Source organism: Enterobacter wuhouensis (genome assembly GCF_004331265.1).
Classification (GTDB): Bacteria; Pseudomonadota; Gammaproteobacteria; order Enterobacterales; family Enterobacteriaceae; genus Enterobacter; species Enterobacter wuhouensis.
In genome coordinates, this window is record NZ_SJOO01000002.1 from 404124 (window position 1) to 419697 (window position 15574).

At 60.2% G+C, this 15574-nt stretch carries 15 protein-coding genes; 11 read left to right on the forward strand and 4 right to left on the reverse strand.

Translation table 11 applies throughout. The features are described 5' to 3' along the window. The first annotated feature begins 2 nt into the window (after window positions 1–2). From betA to E0L20_RS05995, 6 genes are all read left to right on the forward strand, one after another. The gene (betA, locus tag E0L20_RS05970) at window positions 3–1667 is read left to right on the forward strand and encodes a choline dehydrogenase (protein WP_131633142.1); all 1665 of its coding nucleotides are present in this window, start codon (window positions 3–5) and stop codon (window positions 1665–1667) included. 155 nt (window positions 1668–1822) lie between these two features. Beyond that, a complete protein-coding gene (locus E0L20_RS05975; RefSeq protein ID WP_131633143.1) occupies window positions 1823–2386 on the forward strand; it encodes a fasciclin domain-containing protein in 564 nt (187 codons plus the stop codon). Window positions 2387–2429: 43 nt separating this feature from the next. After that, window positions 2430–2984: an RNA polymerase sigma factor gene (locus E0L20_RS05980; RefSeq protein ID WP_131633144.1), complete on the forward strand. Its 555-nt coding sequence runs from the start codon at window positions 2430–2432 to the stop codon at window positions 2982–2984. Further along, entirely contained in the window at window positions 2981–3628 is a 648-nt protein-coding gene (locus E0L20_RS05985; RefSeq protein WP_131633416.1) for an anti-sigma factor, read from the forward strand. Before E0L20_RS05980 ends, E0L20_RS05985 begins: the two co-directional genes overlap by 4 nt. A 315-nt stretch (window positions 3629–3943) precedes the next feature. Beyond that, window positions 3944–4684, forward strand: a complete 741-nt coding sequence (locus E0L20_RS05990) for an SDR family oxidoreductase (RefSeq protein WP_131633145.1) — start codon at window positions 3944–3946, stop codon at window positions 4682–4684. A 33-nt stretch (window positions 4685–4717) separates the two neighbouring features. Beyond that, entirely contained in the window at window positions 4718–6412 is a 1695-nt protein-coding gene (locus E0L20_RS05995; RefSeq protein WP_131633146.1) for a thiamine pyrophosphate-binding protein, read from the forward strand. Window positions 6413–6446: 34 nt separating this feature from the next. Here the strand turns inward: E0L20_RS05995 and E0L20_RS06000 are convergent, their stop codons facing one another. Continuing rightward, entirely contained in the window at window positions 6447–7145 is a 699-nt protein-coding gene (locus tag E0L20_RS06000) for a GNAT family N-acetyltransferase (RefSeq protein ID WP_131633147.1), read from the reverse strand. Window positions 7146–7345: 200 nt separating this feature from the next. Between E0L20_RS06000 and E0L20_RS06005 the strand changes: the two genes are divergently transcribed. The 5 genes from E0L20_RS06005 (at window position 7346) to E0L20_RS06030 (ending at window position 12420) form a co-directional block, all read left to right on the forward strand. After that, entirely contained in the window at window positions 7346–8914 is a 1569-nt protein-coding gene (locus tag E0L20_RS06005; protein WP_131633148.1) for an ABC transporter substrate-binding protein, read from the forward strand. A 139-nt stretch (window positions 8915–9053) separates the two neighbouring features. Then, window positions 9054–10067: an ABC transporter permease gene (locus tag E0L20_RS06015; protein WP_131633150.1), complete on the forward strand. Its 1014-nt coding sequence runs from the start codon at window positions 9054–9056 to the stop codon at window positions 10065–10067. Next, on the forward strand, window positions 10067–10900 hold the full coding sequence (locus E0L20_RS06020; protein ID WP_131633151.1) for an ABC transporter permease: 834 nt from the start codon (window positions 10067–10069) through the stop codon (window positions 10898–10900). Before E0L20_RS06015 ends, E0L20_RS06020 begins: the two co-directional genes overlap by 1 nt. Further along, window positions 10893–11729, forward strand: coding sequence for an ABC transporter ATP-binding protein (locus E0L20_RS06025; RefSeq protein ID WP_131633152.1), 837 nt, complete (start codon window positions 10893–10895; stop codon window positions 11727–11729). The genes E0L20_RS06020 and E0L20_RS06025 overlap by 8 nt, the downstream gene beginning before the upstream one ends. Beyond that, window positions 11716–12420 carry an ABC transporter ATP-binding protein gene (locus E0L20_RS06030; protein WP_131633153.1) on the forward strand — a complete coding sequence of 235 codons (705 nt, stop codon included), beginning with the start codon at window positions 11716–11718 and terminating at the stop codon, window positions 12418–12420. The genes E0L20_RS06025 and E0L20_RS06030 overlap by 14 nt, the downstream gene beginning before the upstream one ends. 69 nt (window positions 12421–12489) lie before the next feature. Here the strand turns inward: E0L20_RS06030 and E0L20_RS06035 are convergent, their stop codons facing one another. The 3 genes from E0L20_RS06035 to alsS all read right to left on the reverse strand — a co-directional run bounded on the left by E0L20_RS06035 (window position 12490) and on the right by alsS (window position 15565). Next, window positions 12490–12963 carry a cold-shock protein gene (locus tag E0L20_RS06035; protein WP_131633154.1) on the reverse strand — a complete coding sequence of 158 codons (474 nt, stop codon included), beginning with the start codon at window positions 12961–12963 and terminating at the stop codon, window positions 12490–12492. A gap of 131 nt (window positions 12964–13094) precedes the next feature. After that, complete coding sequence (locus E0L20_RS06040; protein WP_119935169.1) at window positions 13095–13865, reverse strand: (S)-acetoin forming diacetyl reductase; 771 nt, start codon at window positions 13863–13865, stop codon at window positions 13095–13097. Between the two features lie 20 nt (window positions 13866–13885). Further along, window positions 13886–15565 carry an acetolactate synthase AlsS gene (gene alsS, locus E0L20_RS06045; protein ID WP_131633155.1) on the reverse strand — a complete coding sequence of 560 codons (1680 nt, stop codon included), beginning with the start codon at window positions 15563–15565 and terminating at the stop codon, window positions 13886–13888. Between the last annotated feature and the right edge of the window lie 9 nt (window positions 15566–15574).

The following is a 15574-nucleotide window of genomic DNA, read 5'->3' on the forward strand; positions in this document are numbered from 1 at the left end:
ATTTGCAATTTGACTACATCATTATCGGTGCCGGCTCTGCCGGCAACGTGCTGGCAACGCGACTGACTGAAGATCCGAACACCACCGTCCTGCTGCTCGAGGCGGGCGGGCCGGATTACCGTATGGATTTCCGCACCCAGATGCCCGCCGCGCTGGCGTTCCCGCTGCAGGGCAAGCGCTACAACTGGGCGTATGAAACCGAGCCAGAGCCGTACATGAACAACCGCCGCATGGAGTGCGGACGCGGCAAAGGGCTGGGCGGCTCTTCGCTGATTAACGGCATGTGCTACGTGCGCGGCAACGCCATGGATCTGGACAACTGGGCGAAAGAATCTGGCCTTGAACACTGGAGCTACCTCAACTGCCTGCCCTACTACCGCAAGGCGGAGACCCGCGACGTGGGGCCGAACGATTACCACGGCGGCGACGGTCCGGTGAGCGTCACCACCTCTAAGCCGGGCGTGAACCCGCTGTTTGAAGCGATGGTCGAAGCCGGCGTGCAGGCGGGCTACCCGCGCACCGAGGATCTCAACGGCTACCAGCAGGAAGGCTTCGGCCCGATGGACCGCACGGTGACGCCACAGGGCCGACGCGCCAGCACCGCGCGCGGCTATCTGGACCAGGCAAAGCAACGCCCGAACCTGACCATCCGCACCCACGCCATGACCGATCATATTATTTTTGACGGCAAGCGCGCGGCGGGCGTCGAGTGGCTCGAGGGCGAAAGCACCATTCCGTCCAAAGCGACGGCAAATAAAGAAGTCCTGCTGTGCGCAGGGGCGATTGCCTCCCCGCAGATCCTCCAGCGCTCCGGCGTGGGCAGCGCGGACCTGCTCGCCGAGTTCGATATCCCGCTGGTGCACGACCTGCCCGGCGTGGGCGAAAACCTGCAGGATCACCTGGAGATGTACCTCCAGTATGAGTGCAAAGAGCCGGTCTCCCTCTACCCTGCCCTGCAGTGGTGGAACCAGCCGAAGATTGGTGCCGAGTGGCTGTTTGGCGGCACCGGCGTGGGCGCGAGCAACCACTTCGAAGCGGGCGGCTTTATCCGCAGCCGCGAAGAGTTCGAGTGGCCGAACATTCAGTACCACTTCCTGCCGGTGGCGATTAACTATAACGGTTCGAACGCGGTAAAAGAGCACGGCTTCCAGTGCCACGTCGGCTCCATGCGCTCCCCGAGCCGCGGGCACGTGCGCATTAAGTCCCGCGATCCGCACCAGCATCCGGCGATCCTGTTCAACTATATGTCCCACGAGCAGGACTGGCAGGAGTTCCGCGACGCGATCCGCATCACGCGTGAGATCATGCACCAGCCCGCACTGGACAAATACCGCGGTCGTGAAATCAGCCCGGGCGTCGAGTGCCAGACCGACGAACAGCTGGACGAGTTCGTGCGTAACCACGCCGAAACCGCGTTTCACCCGTGCGGTACCTGCAAGATGGGCAATGACGAGATGGCGGTAGTTGACGGCGAAGGCCGCGTTCACGGGCTGGAGGGGCTGCGCGTCGTGGATGCGTCGATCATGCCGCAGATCATCACCGGCAATCTGAACGCCACCACTATCATGATTGGCGAGAAGATTGCCGACGCCATTCGCGGGCGCGAGCCGCTGGCGAAGAGCACGGCGGCGTATTACGTGGCGAACGGAGCGCCGGTAAGACGCTAAGTCATTTCCCCTCACCCTGACCCTCTCCCCAAAGGGGAGAGGGAATTCACTTCCCCGCCAAAAATTTATTTTCATTTCACTGCATCCAGTTTCCCCCCTGCCCTCGTATGTGAGTATGTGAGCAACGCCTTTGCTCCCTAATCCGAGGATAAATGATGAAAAAGCTACTCAGTGTTGCATTCGTATCCAGCGCCTTGCTCTTCTGTGCAGGCGCATCAGCAGCCATGACGTCTGGCTCCGTGATGGTGGGCGGAGCGGAAATGTTCCCGAGCAAAAACATTGTTGAAAACGCCGTGAATTCAAAAGATCACACCACGCTGGTGGCGGCGGTCAAAGCGGCTGGCCTGGTGGATACCCTGCAGAGCAAAGGGCCCTTCACCGTTTTTGCGCCAACCGATGCGGCGTTTGCAAAATTGCCTGCGGGTACGGTCGACAATCTGGTGAAGCCGGAAAATAAAGCGCTGCTCACCAGCATTCTGACCTACCACGTGGTTGCGGGTAATTACGATATGAAAGCGCTGGAGCAAAAAATTAAACAGGGCGGCGGCCACGCGGAGCTGAAAACCGTTAACGGGCAACCGCTGTGGATCATGAGCAACGGCCCGCACAACATCCAGATCAAGGATGGTAAAGGCAACGTGGCGAACATCAGCACCTACGACGTCCATCAGAAAAATGGCGTGATCGACGTGATTGATACCGTCCTGATGCCTAAGTAGTTGTCTATACTTCGGAAGTGTGACGTTGCCTTCCGGGAAAAACATGGATAACGCGCTGGCTGAACAGCAGTTGAAATTAATGCAGGCGGTCGCAAACGGCGATCGCCGCGCATTTGAACAACTTTACCGCCTCACTTCGCCTCACCTGTTTGCCGTCGCGCTGCGCATGTTGCGCCATCGCGCCTGGGCAGAAGAGATCCTTCACGACTGTTTTGTCACCGTCTGGAGTAAAGCCGAAACCTATAACGCCACCCTGAGCTCCCCGATGACCTGGCTTACGCATATTGTTCGCAACCGCTGTATTGACTGGCTGCGCAGCGGGCAAACCCGGGCTGCCGCCCGTGAAGAGTCGTATTCGGAAGATATTCTGCTGAGCGAAAGCGATGAGCAGAATAACTGGCACGACGACGCGCAGGCAGCACGGCTCAGGCATTGTCTGGAACATTTGAGTCACGAACAGCGCCAGAGCATTACGCTCGCCTACTATCAGGGCATGTCCCACAGCGACATTGCCGACTGGCTCCAGCAGCCCGTGGGCTCGGTAAAAAGCTGGATCCGGCGCGCGATGGATCATCTTCGGGAGTGCGTGGGCCTATGAATGACAGCGAAAAACGCGATGACATGCTGGCTGCGGAATATGCCCTCGGCACCCTGCGCGGCGGGGCGCGGCTTCAGTTCCAGAAAAGGCTTGCCGCTGATCCCGGACTGGCCGCCCGCGTGGCGTACTGGCAGGAAACGTTCAGCACGCTCGACAGCCATCTCGCGCCCGTTACCCCACCCGAGACGGTGTGGAAGAAGATCGCCCTCGATCTGCCGCCGAAAAAGCCTTTGCGCCAAAGCCGACCTTATCTCGGCTGGATGGTCGCGGCCGGCATCGCCGCCGTTAGCGCGGTAGCATGGTATACCACCCGCACGCCGGAACTCGCACCGCTGATGGTGCTCAACGATGCCCAACAGCACGGGCAGTGGATTGTCAGTGCGGACGCCCGCCGCCAGTATCTGAGCATAACCCCTCTCAGACCGAACGCCGTCGCGGCGCAAAATAGCCTGCAGATTTGGCTGATCCCTGCCGGTGAGGCCCCGATCTCCCTGGGCCTGCTGCATAACGCTGTACCGACGAGCGTTGTCCTGAAGAACGAAACCCTTACTCCTGACGCCATAATAGCCATAAGCCTCGAGCCCGAGGGGGGATCGCCCACCGGCCAACCCACCGGCCCCGTGCTCTACAGTGGCAAAATTTAATTCTCAGGCCCTGCTCGCAGGGCCGCGAGCGTCTTAATACACCTTTCGCCATGATACGAAAAGAGAGCATTTTCAAGGCCAAACCTTATTTCGATAATATTCACTTTTACATATAAGAATTAAATATTAGCACGGCAATGCATTTAATTATTTAAAACGTTATTGACACTCTCTCCTGAACTCTATTAAGTTTAATCGAATGTCATTCCATTCAAAATATACAATATATCGCTTTAAGGATTAAAGAATCTGTCATTATTCTTTAATCCTTTCCTGCCTTTTATTTTTTGAATCACACAACAGTGAGATAAGATCATGAATAATAGTGCAAACAAGGTTATTGTTATCACCGGCGCCAGCAGCGGGATCGGCGAGGCTATTGCTCTGTATTTAGCGGATAAGGCATTTTCGCTGGTCCTGGTGGCGCGCCGCCTTGAGAGGATTAACGCCCTGGTGGATCGGATCATTCAGCAGGGCGGACAGGCGATTGCCGTAAAGGCCGACGTCACGCGCCAGGAAGAGGTGCAAAAGGCGATCGATGCTGCCGTCGCGGCATACCAGCGCGTGGACGTGCTGATAAACAACGCCGGTTTTATGGCTATCGCCCCCCTCAGCGAGCTAAAAACCGACGAGTGGGACCGGATGATTGATACCAACCTGAAGGGCGTACTGTACGGTATCGCCGCGGCATTCCCGGTATTCCAGCGCCAGGGAAGCGGCCACTTTATCAACGTGGCCTCCGTGGCGGGTATCAAAGTGCTGGCCCCCGGCGGCGTGGTGTACAGCGCCACGAAATTCGCGGTTCGCGCCCTGAGCGAAGGCCTTCGCCAGGAGGCGGGCAGGACCATTCGAACCACCCTTATTTCTCCGGGCGCGGTCGAAAGCGAGCTGCAGTTCGGCAGCTCAGACGAAGAGAGTAAAAAATTTCTCCATGAGTTTTATAAGCAGGCTATTTCGGCTGACGCGATTGCCCGCTCCGTTTTATTTGCTATCGAACAGCCCAACGACGTTGATGTGAATGAAATTGTTGTCCGACCGACGCAGGAAGAATTTTAGTATGACTTAATTAATACTGAATGAGGTGTCATTATGATTAAATCATTAACGTCCTTATCAGATTTAAATATGCGCTCAGGTGCCGATATTCTCCTCGACGTACTGGAGAGTGAATGCGTGGAATATATATTTGGCAACCCCGGCACGACGGAACTTCCGCTGATTGACGCCCTGCTCCGGCATGAAAACATTCACTATATTCTGGCACTCCAGGAGAGCAGCGTGGTTGCCATTGCCGACGGCTATGCGAAAGCCTCCGGCAAAACCGGTTTTATCAATTTACATACCGCCAGCGGCCTCGGACACGGGATGGGAAACTTAATCAACTCGCGGATCATGAAAACGCCGCTGGTTGTGACCGTCGGGCAGCAGGACACCCGGCACTACGTGCGCGATCCGCTTTTGTACGATGACATTGTCTCCATCGGTGCTCCGGTGGTGAAGTGGGCGCAGGAGGTCACCAGCGCCGATCAGCTCCCGGTTCTGGTGCGCCGCGCCTTTCATGCTGCCAGCTACCCTCCCGCGGGCCCGGTGCTGCTCTCCCTGCCGATGAACGTGATGGAGGAGCTCAGCGACGCCGGGATACAAACGGCCTCTAAGGTGAACTACCACACCGTGGCGGGCTCGCTGGACGAACTGGCGGAGGAGCTGAGCCAGGTTACGCCCGGCAGGATCATGATCGTGGCGGGGGATGAAGTACACTCCAGCGGCTCAACGCAGGAGATAGTCCAGCTTGCGGAAGCGCTCGGCGCCCACGTCTACGGCTCCTCCTGGCCGTTGAATCTGCCCTTTCCCACACAGCACGCGCTCTGGCGCGGCAATATGCCCACCACCGCCTGCGAAATCGCCGGCATCGTCAATGGCTACGACGCGGTGTTTATCATCGGCGGCAGAAGCCTGATCACCATTTTGTACAGCGAAGGGGACGCGATCCCGGGTTCGTGCGCGGTATACCAGCTCTCCGCCGACATGAACGAGCTGGGCCGCACCTACGCCACGCGCCTCTCGGTAATGGGGGATATCAAACTCTCCCTGAAGGAACTGTTACCGAAGCTTGAGCAGCGCCGGGTGGCAAGCAAGTTGACGCATCAGCGCTTGCTCAAAGCGGCACGCGCTGAACGTGAAAAAGAGTGGCAGGAGCAGGAAGAACGGCTGGCAGCCGAGCGGCTGCGCCCGGCGATTTCGCCGATGGTCGCGGCCTACGAGGTGATTAAATCCGTTCCGCCGGGCACCACGATTGTCGACGAGGCGATTGCAACGGCAAGGCACGTTCGCCGGGTGATCTCGGACCAGCAGCACCTGCGCTACTACTTTATGCGCGGCGGCGGGCTGGGCTGGGGTATGCCTGCGGCAGTCGGCCACTCGCTGGGGCTGGGCCGCGAGCCGGTAGTGTGCCTGATGGGCGACGGCGCGTCCCTGTATTCCCCGCAGGCGCTCTGGACGGCGGCACACGAACAGCTTCCCGTGACCTTTATCGTCATGAATAACCTGGAGTACAACGTTCTCAAAAACTTTATGAAGAGCCAGCCTACCTACAGTTCGACGACGCTGGGGCGCTTTATCGGAATGGATTTGGTTAACCCGCACATCGATTTTCAGTCGCTCGCCACCGCCATGGGCATTCGCTGCTGTCGGGTCACAGAGGCGGCGGACATCGCCGCCGCGGTAACTCAGGGACTGCAGTCCGGCAAAACCAACTTAATTGAAATCGTGATTTCGGCAGATTAATCACAGGATTTCGCTGTACCCTACGTAAACGTTCTTATAAACGAAAATCCTCAAGCCGCTTAACCTGCCGCCCTTCCCCGTCAAAATTCTCCGCCGCCAGCCAGGCGCGCAGCTCCGCATCGCGCTGCGGCCATTCGCCGTCGATAATAGAGAGCATATCGCTGTCGCGGTTGCGCCCTTTGCGCACAAGCTTCTGGCGAAGCCGCCCTTCCCAGACGAACCCCAGCCGCTCCGCCGCGCGGCGAGAGGCGGTGTTCATCGAATCGCACTTCCACTCCAGCCGACGGTACTTATGCTCAAACGCATTTTTCAGCAGCAGCCACACCGCTTCGGTGCCGATGCGGGTGCCTTTCATCCTGCGCGACCAGGTGACGTGGCCGATTTCCACCGAGCCGAGAAACCGCTCGATCGCCATATAGCTCACCAGCCCGACCGCCTTTTCGGTCTGTACATCAATAACGGCGAAAGGCACCAGGTCATCATCCAGCACCTTTCCCAGCACCCAGTGCGCGGTGGCCTCCACGCTTTCCGGCTGGGTGCTGGCAAGCCACGTCCAGTCGCTGTCGTCCCCCAGCGCGTAGGCGTCAAACAGGTCTGCAGAGTGGCGGTCCGCATCCAGCGGCTCCAGACGGCAATACTGGCCGGTCAGCGCCGTGCGGGTTAATACCTGCGCGCATTTCCAGTCGGGAACAATATCGTTAACGGTTTGACCATGATGGTTGATTTCGGGCACGGCGGTGACTCCCTGAAAGGTAAGGGATTTGTTATAGCAGGTTAAAAAGCGGACGAAAAGAGACGTGACTAATAACCAGGCCGAATGCGTTATACCCGGATGGCATAAGCAAAGCAGAATTTCGACTTTGAGGAAATCCTTAGTCAGCCTACCGTAGCGGAGCATAAAACAATCACAATATATTTTCTTCAGGGATCGCTATGACTAAAAAACTGCTGCCATTACTGGTGCTGGCTGCGCTCTCAAGCGCTGCCCACGCCGCTACTCCGCCCAACACGCTGGTTGTCGCCCAAGGCCTTGATGATATCGTGAGCCTCGACCCGGCCGAAGCCAACGAGCTTTCCAGCATCCAGACCGTGCCGAGCCTGTATCAGCGTCTGGTTCAGCCGGACCGCGATAATCCGGAAAAAATCACCCCAATTCTGGCAGAAAGCTGGGACGCGGACGCGGCAGCAAAAACCCTGACCATCAAACTCAAGCCCGATGCGAAATTCGCCTCCGGCAACCCGCTGCGCCCGGAAGACGTGATTTTCTCGTACACCCGCGCCGTGACGCTGAACAAATCTCCGGCGTTTATTCTCAACGTGCTGGGCTGGGACGCGAGCAACATCGCCAGCCAGCTGAAAAAGGTGGACGACCATACCCTCCAGCTTCACTGGACGGCGGACGTCAGCCCGTCGGTGGCGCTGAATATCCTCTCCACGCCGATTGCCTCCATCGTTGATGAAAAGCAGGTTGCGGCAAACGTGAAGGATAACGACTTCGGTAACGCCTGGCTGAAAATGCACTCGGCGGGCAGCGGCGCGTTCAAAATGCGCGTCTATCAGCCGCACCAGGCCATCGTGCTGGAAGCCAACGAATCCGCACCCGGCGGCGCGCCGAAGCTGAAAAGCATCATCATTAAAAACGTTCCCGACCCGGCCTCCCGTCGCCTGCTGATCCAGCAGGGTGACGCGGACGTGGCGCGCGACCTGGGGGCAGATCAGATAAGCGCCCTGGACGGCAAGCCGGGCGTGAAGGTGCTGAGCATTCCGTCCGCCGAGCAAAACTATCTGGTGTTTAACACCGGCAACAGCGCCAACCCGCTGCTGAACAACCCGGCGTTCTGGGAAGCCTCGCGCTGGCTGGTGGACTATGAAGGCATCACCAAAGACCTGCTGAAAGGCCAGTACTTTGTACACCAGAGCTTCCTGCCGGTCGGGCTGCCGGGCGCGCTGGAAGATAATCCGTTCAAGTTTGACCCTGCAAAAGCGAAAGCGATCCTCGCCAAAGCGGGCATTAAGGACGCGCACTTCACGCTGGACGTGGAGAACAAGCCGCCGTTTATCACCATCGCCCAGTCGATGCAGGCGAGCTTTGCCCAGGGCGGCGTGAAGGTCGATCTGCTGCCTGCCGCCGGGAGCCAGGTCTATGCCCGCGTGCGCGCTAAGCAGCATCAGGCGGCGATCCGTCTGTGGATCCCGGACTACTTCGACGCGCACTCTAACGCCAGCGCCTTCGCGTGGAACGACGGCAAATCCAGCACCGTGGCCGGGCTTAACGGCTGGAAAATTCCCGAGTTGAACAAGGCGACGCTGGCGGCGGTGGCCGAGCCGGACCCGGCGAAGCGTCTGGATCTGTACAAGAAGATGCAGGAACAGCTGCAGCATAGCTCACCGTACGTGTTCGTCGATCAGGGTAAAACCCAGATCGTGGTGCGCGATAACGTGAAGGGGTATCAGCAGGGGCTGAACGCGGATATGGTCTGGTACGATCGCGTCACGAAGTAGCCTTTCTCCCTCTCCCCGTGGGAGAGGGTTGGGGTGAGGGCAACATCGCGCAACAGAGTCGCCTGTTCCCCCTCACCCCCGCCCTCTCCCAAAGGGAGAGGGGGTCGTCCGTGCATATTTTCAGGATAACGATTTTCCCATGCCACATCTTTCCACCCGCGTGCTCCAGGGTCTGCTGACCCTGCTGCTCACGCTCTTCGGGCTGCTGCTCGTCACGTTTGCGCTCTCGGCATTTTCACCTGTCGATCGCGTGCTGCAGATCGTGGGCGATCACGCCAGCCAGTCTACCTACGATCAGGTACGCCACCAGCTCGGGCTGGATCGGCCCCTGCCCGTGCAGTTCTGGAACTACCTGCAAAACCTGGCCCACGGTGATTTAGGCACGGCCAGCGCCACCGGGCAGCCGGTGTTGCAGGACTTACTCCACGCGTTCCCCGCTACGCTGGAGCTGGCCACGCTGGCGTTAATCATCGGGTCCGTCCTCGGCGTAATTGCCGGTGTGCTTTGCGCCCGCTACGCCGGCTCGCCGCTCGATCTCGCCATTAGAACGCTTACCCTACTCGGCAACTCGGTGCCGATTTTCTGGCTCGGCCTGCTGATGCTGGCCCTGTTCTACGCGAAGCTGCAGTGGAGCGCGGGCCCCGGCAGGCTGGACGATATCTGGCAGTTTACCGTGGAACCGCGCACCGGCTTTGCGCTGATTGATACCTGGCTTTCCGGCGACCGCGAGGCGTTCCGCAACGCCATCAGCCACCTGGTGCTGCCGGTACTGCTGCTGGCCTATTACTCGCTGGCGAGCATCACGCGCCTGACGCGCTCCGCCTGCCTGAGCGAGATGAACAAAGAGTACATTCTGCTTGCCCGCTCCAAGGGTGCCGGGGAGATGACTATTCTGCTGCGCCACGTGCTGCCGAACATTCGCAGCACCCTATTGACGGTGATTGCGCTGGCCTACACCAGCATGCTGGAGGGCGCGGTGCTGACAGAAACCGTCTTCTCGTGGCCGGGCATCGGGCGCTATCTCACCACGGCCCTGTTCGCCGGAGACACCACCGCCATCATGGGCGGCACGCTGCTGATTGGCGTGAGCTTTGTGCTGATCAACAACCTTACCGACCTGCTCGTGCGGGCAACCGATCCCAGGGTACGCTAATGCCGTTTTATCTTTTCTTACGCCGCCTGCGCCGCTCCCCTGCCGCGTTTTGCGGGCTGAGTGCCATCGCGCTGCTGGTGCTTATCGCCCTGCTCGCGCCGTGGCTTGCGCCGCTTGACCCGAACTGGCAGGACGCCGCCGCGCGCCTGCAGGCACCGAATCACCAGCACTGGCTGGGCACCGACAGCTACGGGCGCGACCTGCTCTCGCGCCTGATTTACGGCACCCGTCCGGCGCTCGGGCTGGTGGCGCTAGTCACCGTTATCACCCTGCCCGCGGGGCTGCTGGTGGGGATTTTGTCCGGCTACTACGGCGGCTGGCTGGAGCGCATCCTGATGCGCTTTACCGACGTGGTGATGTCGATGCCGCGCCTGATCCTCGCCTTCGCGTTTGTGGCGATGCTCGGCCCGGGGCTGGTCAACGGCGCGCTGGCGCTGGCCTTGACCACCTGGCCCGCCTACGCGCGTCAGGCCCGGAGCGAGATCCAGCGCCTGCGCCACAGCGACTACCTCGCCGCCGCCGAGATGATGGGCATTCGCGGCCCGCGCCTGCTGGTCGGCCATATTCTGCCCCTGTGCCTGCCGTCCGCGATTGTGCGGTTGGCGCTGGATCTGGCGGGGATTATTCTGGCAGCCGCCGGGCTGGGCTTCCTCGGCCTTGGCGCGCGTCCGCCGATGGCCGAATGGGGCGCGATGATCGCCGACGGCATGCAGGTCATTTTCGACCAGTGGTGGATTGCCGCCATTCCGGGCGGGGCGATCCTGTTTGCCAGCCTGGCCTTTAACCTGCTGGGCGACGGCCTGCGCGACGTACTGGAGCCACAGCATGACTGAACAACGCGTCATCGTCGATGCGCTGAATATCGACTACCCCGCCGCGCGCGTGGTGAATAATCTGAGCTTCACGCTTGGCAACGAGCGGCTGGCGCTGGTGGGGGAATCCGGCTCGGGCAAATCGATGTCAGCCCGTGCGTTGATGGGGCTGGTGCGCAGGCCCGGCATCGTGAGCGCCCGCCAGCTTAACGTACTCGGCAACGACCTGCTGACCCTGAACAGCCGACGCTGGCAGGCGCTGCGCGGCAACGGGATTGCGATGGTCCTGCAGGACCCGCGCTACGCCCTGAATCCGGTGAAAAACGTTGCCGCCCAGCTTGATGAGGCGCTAACGCTTCATCAGCGCCTGCCCCGCGCCGAGCGCCTGGCGCGCATTCACGACGTCATCCGCGCCGTCGGGCTGAACGAGCAGGTACTCCAGCGCTACCCCGGCGAACTCTCGGGCGGCATGGGCCAGCGGGTGATGATCGCCATTGCGCTCATCAACAACCCGCAGGTGCTGATTGCCGACGAGCCCACCTCCGCGCTGGACGCCCGCCTGCGCAATCAGATCCTCGAGCTGCTGGTGGAGCAGTGCGAGGCGCGGCAGATGGCGATGCTGCTGATCAGCCACGACCTGCCGCTGGTGGCGGAACACTGCGACCGCGTGCTGGTGATGTATCAGGGTGAAAAGGTAGACGAGATGGCGGCGAACCGGCTTTCGCAGGCGACGCATCCGTATACGCGCACCCTGTGGACCTGCCGACCCAATGCGGAAACCTACGGCCAGATGCTGCCGACGCTGGACCGCTCGCAGCCGTGGAAGGAGGCCGACAATGGCGCTCGTTGAAGTCAATCAGCTCCAGGTGAGCTTCGGAGAGAAAACGGCGGTGTCCGCCGCCAGCTTTGCCATCGAGCAAGGCGAAACCTTCAGCCTGATAGGTGAATCCGGCTGCGGGAAATCGACTATTCTTCGCGTGCTGGCGGGGCTGCAGCGCGAGTGGAACGGCCGCATTTCGATCCTGGGAGGCGCGCTACGGCCAGGACGACGTTTTGAAGGCGAGCTTCGCCGCAACGTGCAGATGGTGTTTCAGGATCCGTGGGCCTCTTTGCACCCGAACCACACCGTTGAGCGCACCCTGTCGGAGCCGTTACACATCCACGGCGAAAAGCAGGTTCCTGAAAAGGTAGCGGATGCGCTGCGGCAGGTTGGTCTTTCAGCCGACGCGGGCAGGTGTTATCCGCATCAGCTTTCCGGCGGACAGCGCCAGCGCGTGGCCATTGCCCGGGCGCTGCTGCTGCGGCCTCAGCTTCTGCTGCTGGACGAGCCGACCTCGGCGCTGGATATGTCGGTGCAGGCGGAAATTCTCAATCTTTTGAACCGCCTGAAGGCCGAGCACGGCATGACCTATCTGCTGGTGAGCCACGATGCGGACGTGATTGCGCATATGTCCGACCGGGCGGCGTTTATGGCGCACGGGGAGATCCAGCGGGTGTTTGACCGTGAGGCGATGTTAAGGGGCGAGCACAGGATGGGATAAACCGTGCGGCGGCGAGCGCCGCACGGGTTTCGTAGGCCGGGTAAGGCGTAGCCGCCACCCGGCAAAACGTTACTTCAGCAGCTTCACCGTGGCGTCGATGTCGATCTCATCTTCGGTAAAGATCATCGTCGTGTTCTGGAAGGTGGTGATCGCCAGCTTCTTCACCGAACGCGTTTCGCCCGGCTTTTTATCGGACTTCGGCTTGATGCTGTTCATCAGCAGCCCTACCGACAGCACCGCGTTCTCTTTGTCGATTTTGGCATCAACCGGCTCTTCTTCGCTGAACACCACGAAAGATTTGATCGAGGTGAGCTTTACGCGCTCGCCCGCGATAAAGAGGTGCTTGCTTTCATGGATCACCTTCACCGCATACGCGGAAAGGCCTTTGTTGTTGGTGGTTGGCTCGAAGGTCACCGCCGCATCTTTCTTAATCAGATCAGGGTTGGCGACCTTAATCACATGAAAATAGCGGTTGTCGCCGTTTTCATCTTTGATAAATCCGAAGCCTTTATCTTTAAACCACGTTGTGATTGTACCGTTCATCGCTGTTACCGCCTGTCAGATCTCTGAGACTAAAGTTTTGCAGCGCGCAGTGTAATGCACAATGGCTGAGGAGACAAAAAAAAGCCCCTGCAATCGTGCAGGGGAAAGTTCATGTCAGAGCTTATTAGAATTTAATTAAACACCATCCCACCATCAATCAAGAGCGACTGGCCGGTCATGTAGTCGGAGTCCGGTCCGGCGAGGTATGAAACGCAGGCGGCCACGTCCTCAGGCTCGGACAGACGGCCAAGCGTAATGCGTTTGGCAAAGGTTTCGGTTCCGTAGCCGAGCGGTTTACCCGCCGCCTCGGAGACCTGACGGTCGATTTCCGCCCACATCGGCGTTTTGACGATGCCCGGGCAGTAGGCGTTAACGGTGATCCCCAGCGGCGCGAGGTCCCGCGCGGCGGTCTGGGTTAAGCCGCGTACCGCGAACTTGCTGGAGCTGTAGACCGCCAGTTCAGGGTTGCCGGTGTGGCCCGCCTGGGAGCAGGCGTTGATGATCTTGCCGCCGTGCCCCTCTTTGCGAAAAGCGTCAATCGCGGCCTGAATGCCCCATATGACCCCCTTCACGTTGATGTTGTAAACCTTGTCGACAATCTCCGGCGTGATGGATTCGATAGGGGTAGACGGCGCGACCCCGGCGTTGTTGACGATAACGTTGAATCCGCCCAGCGCGGTGCGGGCTTTTTCCACCGCTGCGAACACCTGGTCGCGGTCAGAGACGTCCACCTTCACCGCGACGGCCTTGCCGCCACTGCGGATGATTTCATCGGCCACGGCCTTCGCCGTCTCCTCGTTGTAATCCGCGATGGCGACGGCAAAGCCGTCCTTCACCAGGCGAAGCGCGATCGCTTTACCAATCCCCTGGCCCGAGCCGGTTACGAGAGCTACTTTTTGCATGTCTCTGTCCTTATAGTGATTCATAAAATCTGGCTGAGATGGAGCTGGCCCATCAGCAGCGGGTTATCGCTGTAGTCGACGGGAATGGCCACCACGGCCGGGCCGTCGACATCCATTGCCGCGCGCAGCGTCGGCTCAAGCGCGTCCGCGCTCTCCACGGCAAAGCCTTTCGCGCCGAAGGCGTCGGCATAGGCTTTGAAATCGACCGGGCCGAACTCCACGCCGGAAAGCCGCTGGTATTTTTTCTCTTCCTGAATCGCCACCATGTTGTAGGCGTTATCCACCCAGATGATGTGCAGCACGTTGGCGTTGAGGCGCACCGCGGTTTCCAGCTCCATGCTGGACTGCAGGAAGCCGCCGTCGCCGGAGACCGATACCACCTTGCGGCCCGGGTTCACCAGCCACGCGCCAATCGCCCACGGCAGCGCAACGCCCATGGTCTGCTGACCGTTGGAGATCATCACCTGACGCGCCCGGAAGCTGTAGAGATAGCGGGCGATCCAGATGTGGAAGCTGCCCATGTCGACGGTGAGCGTTACGTCGCTGTTCACGATGTCCTGCATGGCGCGCACGATGCGCAGCGGATGCAGGGCAAACTGGTTGAGCGAGGCGCCGCGGCGATCGAGGAGATCGCGCTGATGCTGGCGATCGACGAGGATCTCCGTGGCGCGCGGGCTGAGTTCCAGCTTATGGTCGATGCGGCTGGCGAGCTGATTCAGCGTTTCGGCGATGTCCCCCACCAGTTCGAGATCGGGAACATACCTGCGCTCCTCGTAGGCGGGCAGCACGTCGATATGCACCAGCGTCGCGTCGCCGCTGTTCCACATGGACGGCTCGTATTCCACCGGGCTGTAGCCGATGCAGATAATCAAATCCGCCAGGTGCAGCAGCCGGTCGCCCGCCTGGTTGTTGAACAGGCCGACGCGTCCGGCAAAGCGGGTGAAGTGCTCCTGATTCACCGCCCCGGCGGCCTGATAGGTGCTGGTGACCGGAATACGGCTTTTCTCCAGCAGCGTGCGCAGTGCGGCGCTGTTGGCGGGCTGGCTTGCCATCAGGCCAAGCAAAATCACCGGGTTTTTAGCCTTTTCAATCAGCTTCGCCACGTCGTTAATGGCTGACTCTGGTGCCGGGCCCATCAGCGCCGGACCGCTGGCGGGCAAAATCGCGCCCGCGGTGGGCTGGTCGACAATATCCTGCGGCAGGCTGACGAACGAACTTCCCGGCCTGCCCTGTTCGGCGGCGCGAAAGGCGTTCGACACCACCTCGGCAATCGCCTCCGGTGAATTGACTTCAACGGCGTATTTGGTCACCGGGCTGAACATCGCCACCGTGTCCATGCTCTGGTGGACCAGCTTCGCCTTATCCGCGCGCTTCACCGCCCCGCCCAGCGCGACTACCGGGTCGCCTTCGCTGTTAGCGGTGGCAATGCCGGTGATCAGGTTTGAACAGCCCGGCCCGGAGGTGACCAGCGCCACCCCGGCCTTGCCGGTCAATCGCCCTACCGCCGCCGCCATGAACGCCGCGTTCGCCTCGTGGCGCACGGGGATAATCTCGATGGAGGAGTCCAGCAGGGAGTCAAAGACCTTGTCGATTTTCGCGCCCGGAATGCCGAACACCTGCTTCACGCCCTGCGCTTCCAGCTGGGCAACGACCATATCGGCGCCGTGCGCCCACTGACGCGACTGTTTCTCACTGTTCACGGTGTTCTC

Bases quoted from the DNA above. Each gene is read 5' to 3' on its own strand.
- E0L20_RS05975 (WP_131633143.1), top strand. From the start codon at position 1,823: ATGAAAAAGCTACTCAGTGTTGCATTCGTATCCAGCGCCTTGCTCTTC.
- E0L20_RS05980 (WP_131633144.1), top strand. From the start codon at position 2,430: ATGGATAACGCGCTGGCTGAACAGCAGTTGAAATTAATGCAGGCGGTC.
- E0L20_RS05985 (WP_131633416.1), top strand. From the start codon at position 2,981: ATGAATGACAGCGAAAAACGCGATGACATGCTGGCTGCGGAATATGCC.
- E0L20_RS05990 (WP_131633145.1), top strand. From the start codon at position 3,944: ATGAATAATAGTGCAAACAAGGTTATTGTTATCACCGGCGCCAGCAGC.
- E0L20_RS05995 (WP_131633146.1), top strand. From the start codon at position 4,718: ATGATTAAATCATTAACGTCCTTATCAGATTTAAATATGCGCTCAGGT.
- E0L20_RS06005 (WP_131633148.1), top strand. From the start codon at position 7,346: ATGACTAAAAAACTGCTGCCATTACTGGTGCTGGCTGCGCTCTCAAGC.
- E0L20_RS06015 (WP_131633150.1), top strand. From the start codon at position 9,054: ATGCCACATCTTTCCACCCGCGTGCTCCAGGGTCTGCTGACCCTGCTG.
- E0L20_RS06020 (WP_131633151.1), top strand. From the start codon at position 10,067: ATGCCGTTTTATCTTTTCTTACGCCGCCTGCGCCGCTCCCCTGCCGCG.
- E0L20_RS06025 (WP_131633152.1), top strand. From the start codon at position 10,893: ATGACTGAACAACGCGTCATCGTCGATGCGCTGAATATCGACTACCCC.
- E0L20_RS06030 (WP_131633153.1), top strand. From the start codon at position 11,716: ATGGCGCTCGTTGAAGTCAATCAGCTCCAGGTGAGCTTCGGAGAGAAA.
- E0L20_RS06035 (WP_131633154.1), bottom strand. From the start codon at position 12,963: ATGAACGGTACAATCACAACGTGGTTTAAAGATAAAGGCTTCGGATTT.
- E0L20_RS06040 (WP_119935169.1), bottom strand. From the start codon at position 13,865: ATGCAAAAAGTAGCTCTCGTAACCGGCTCGGGCCAGGGGATTGGTAAA.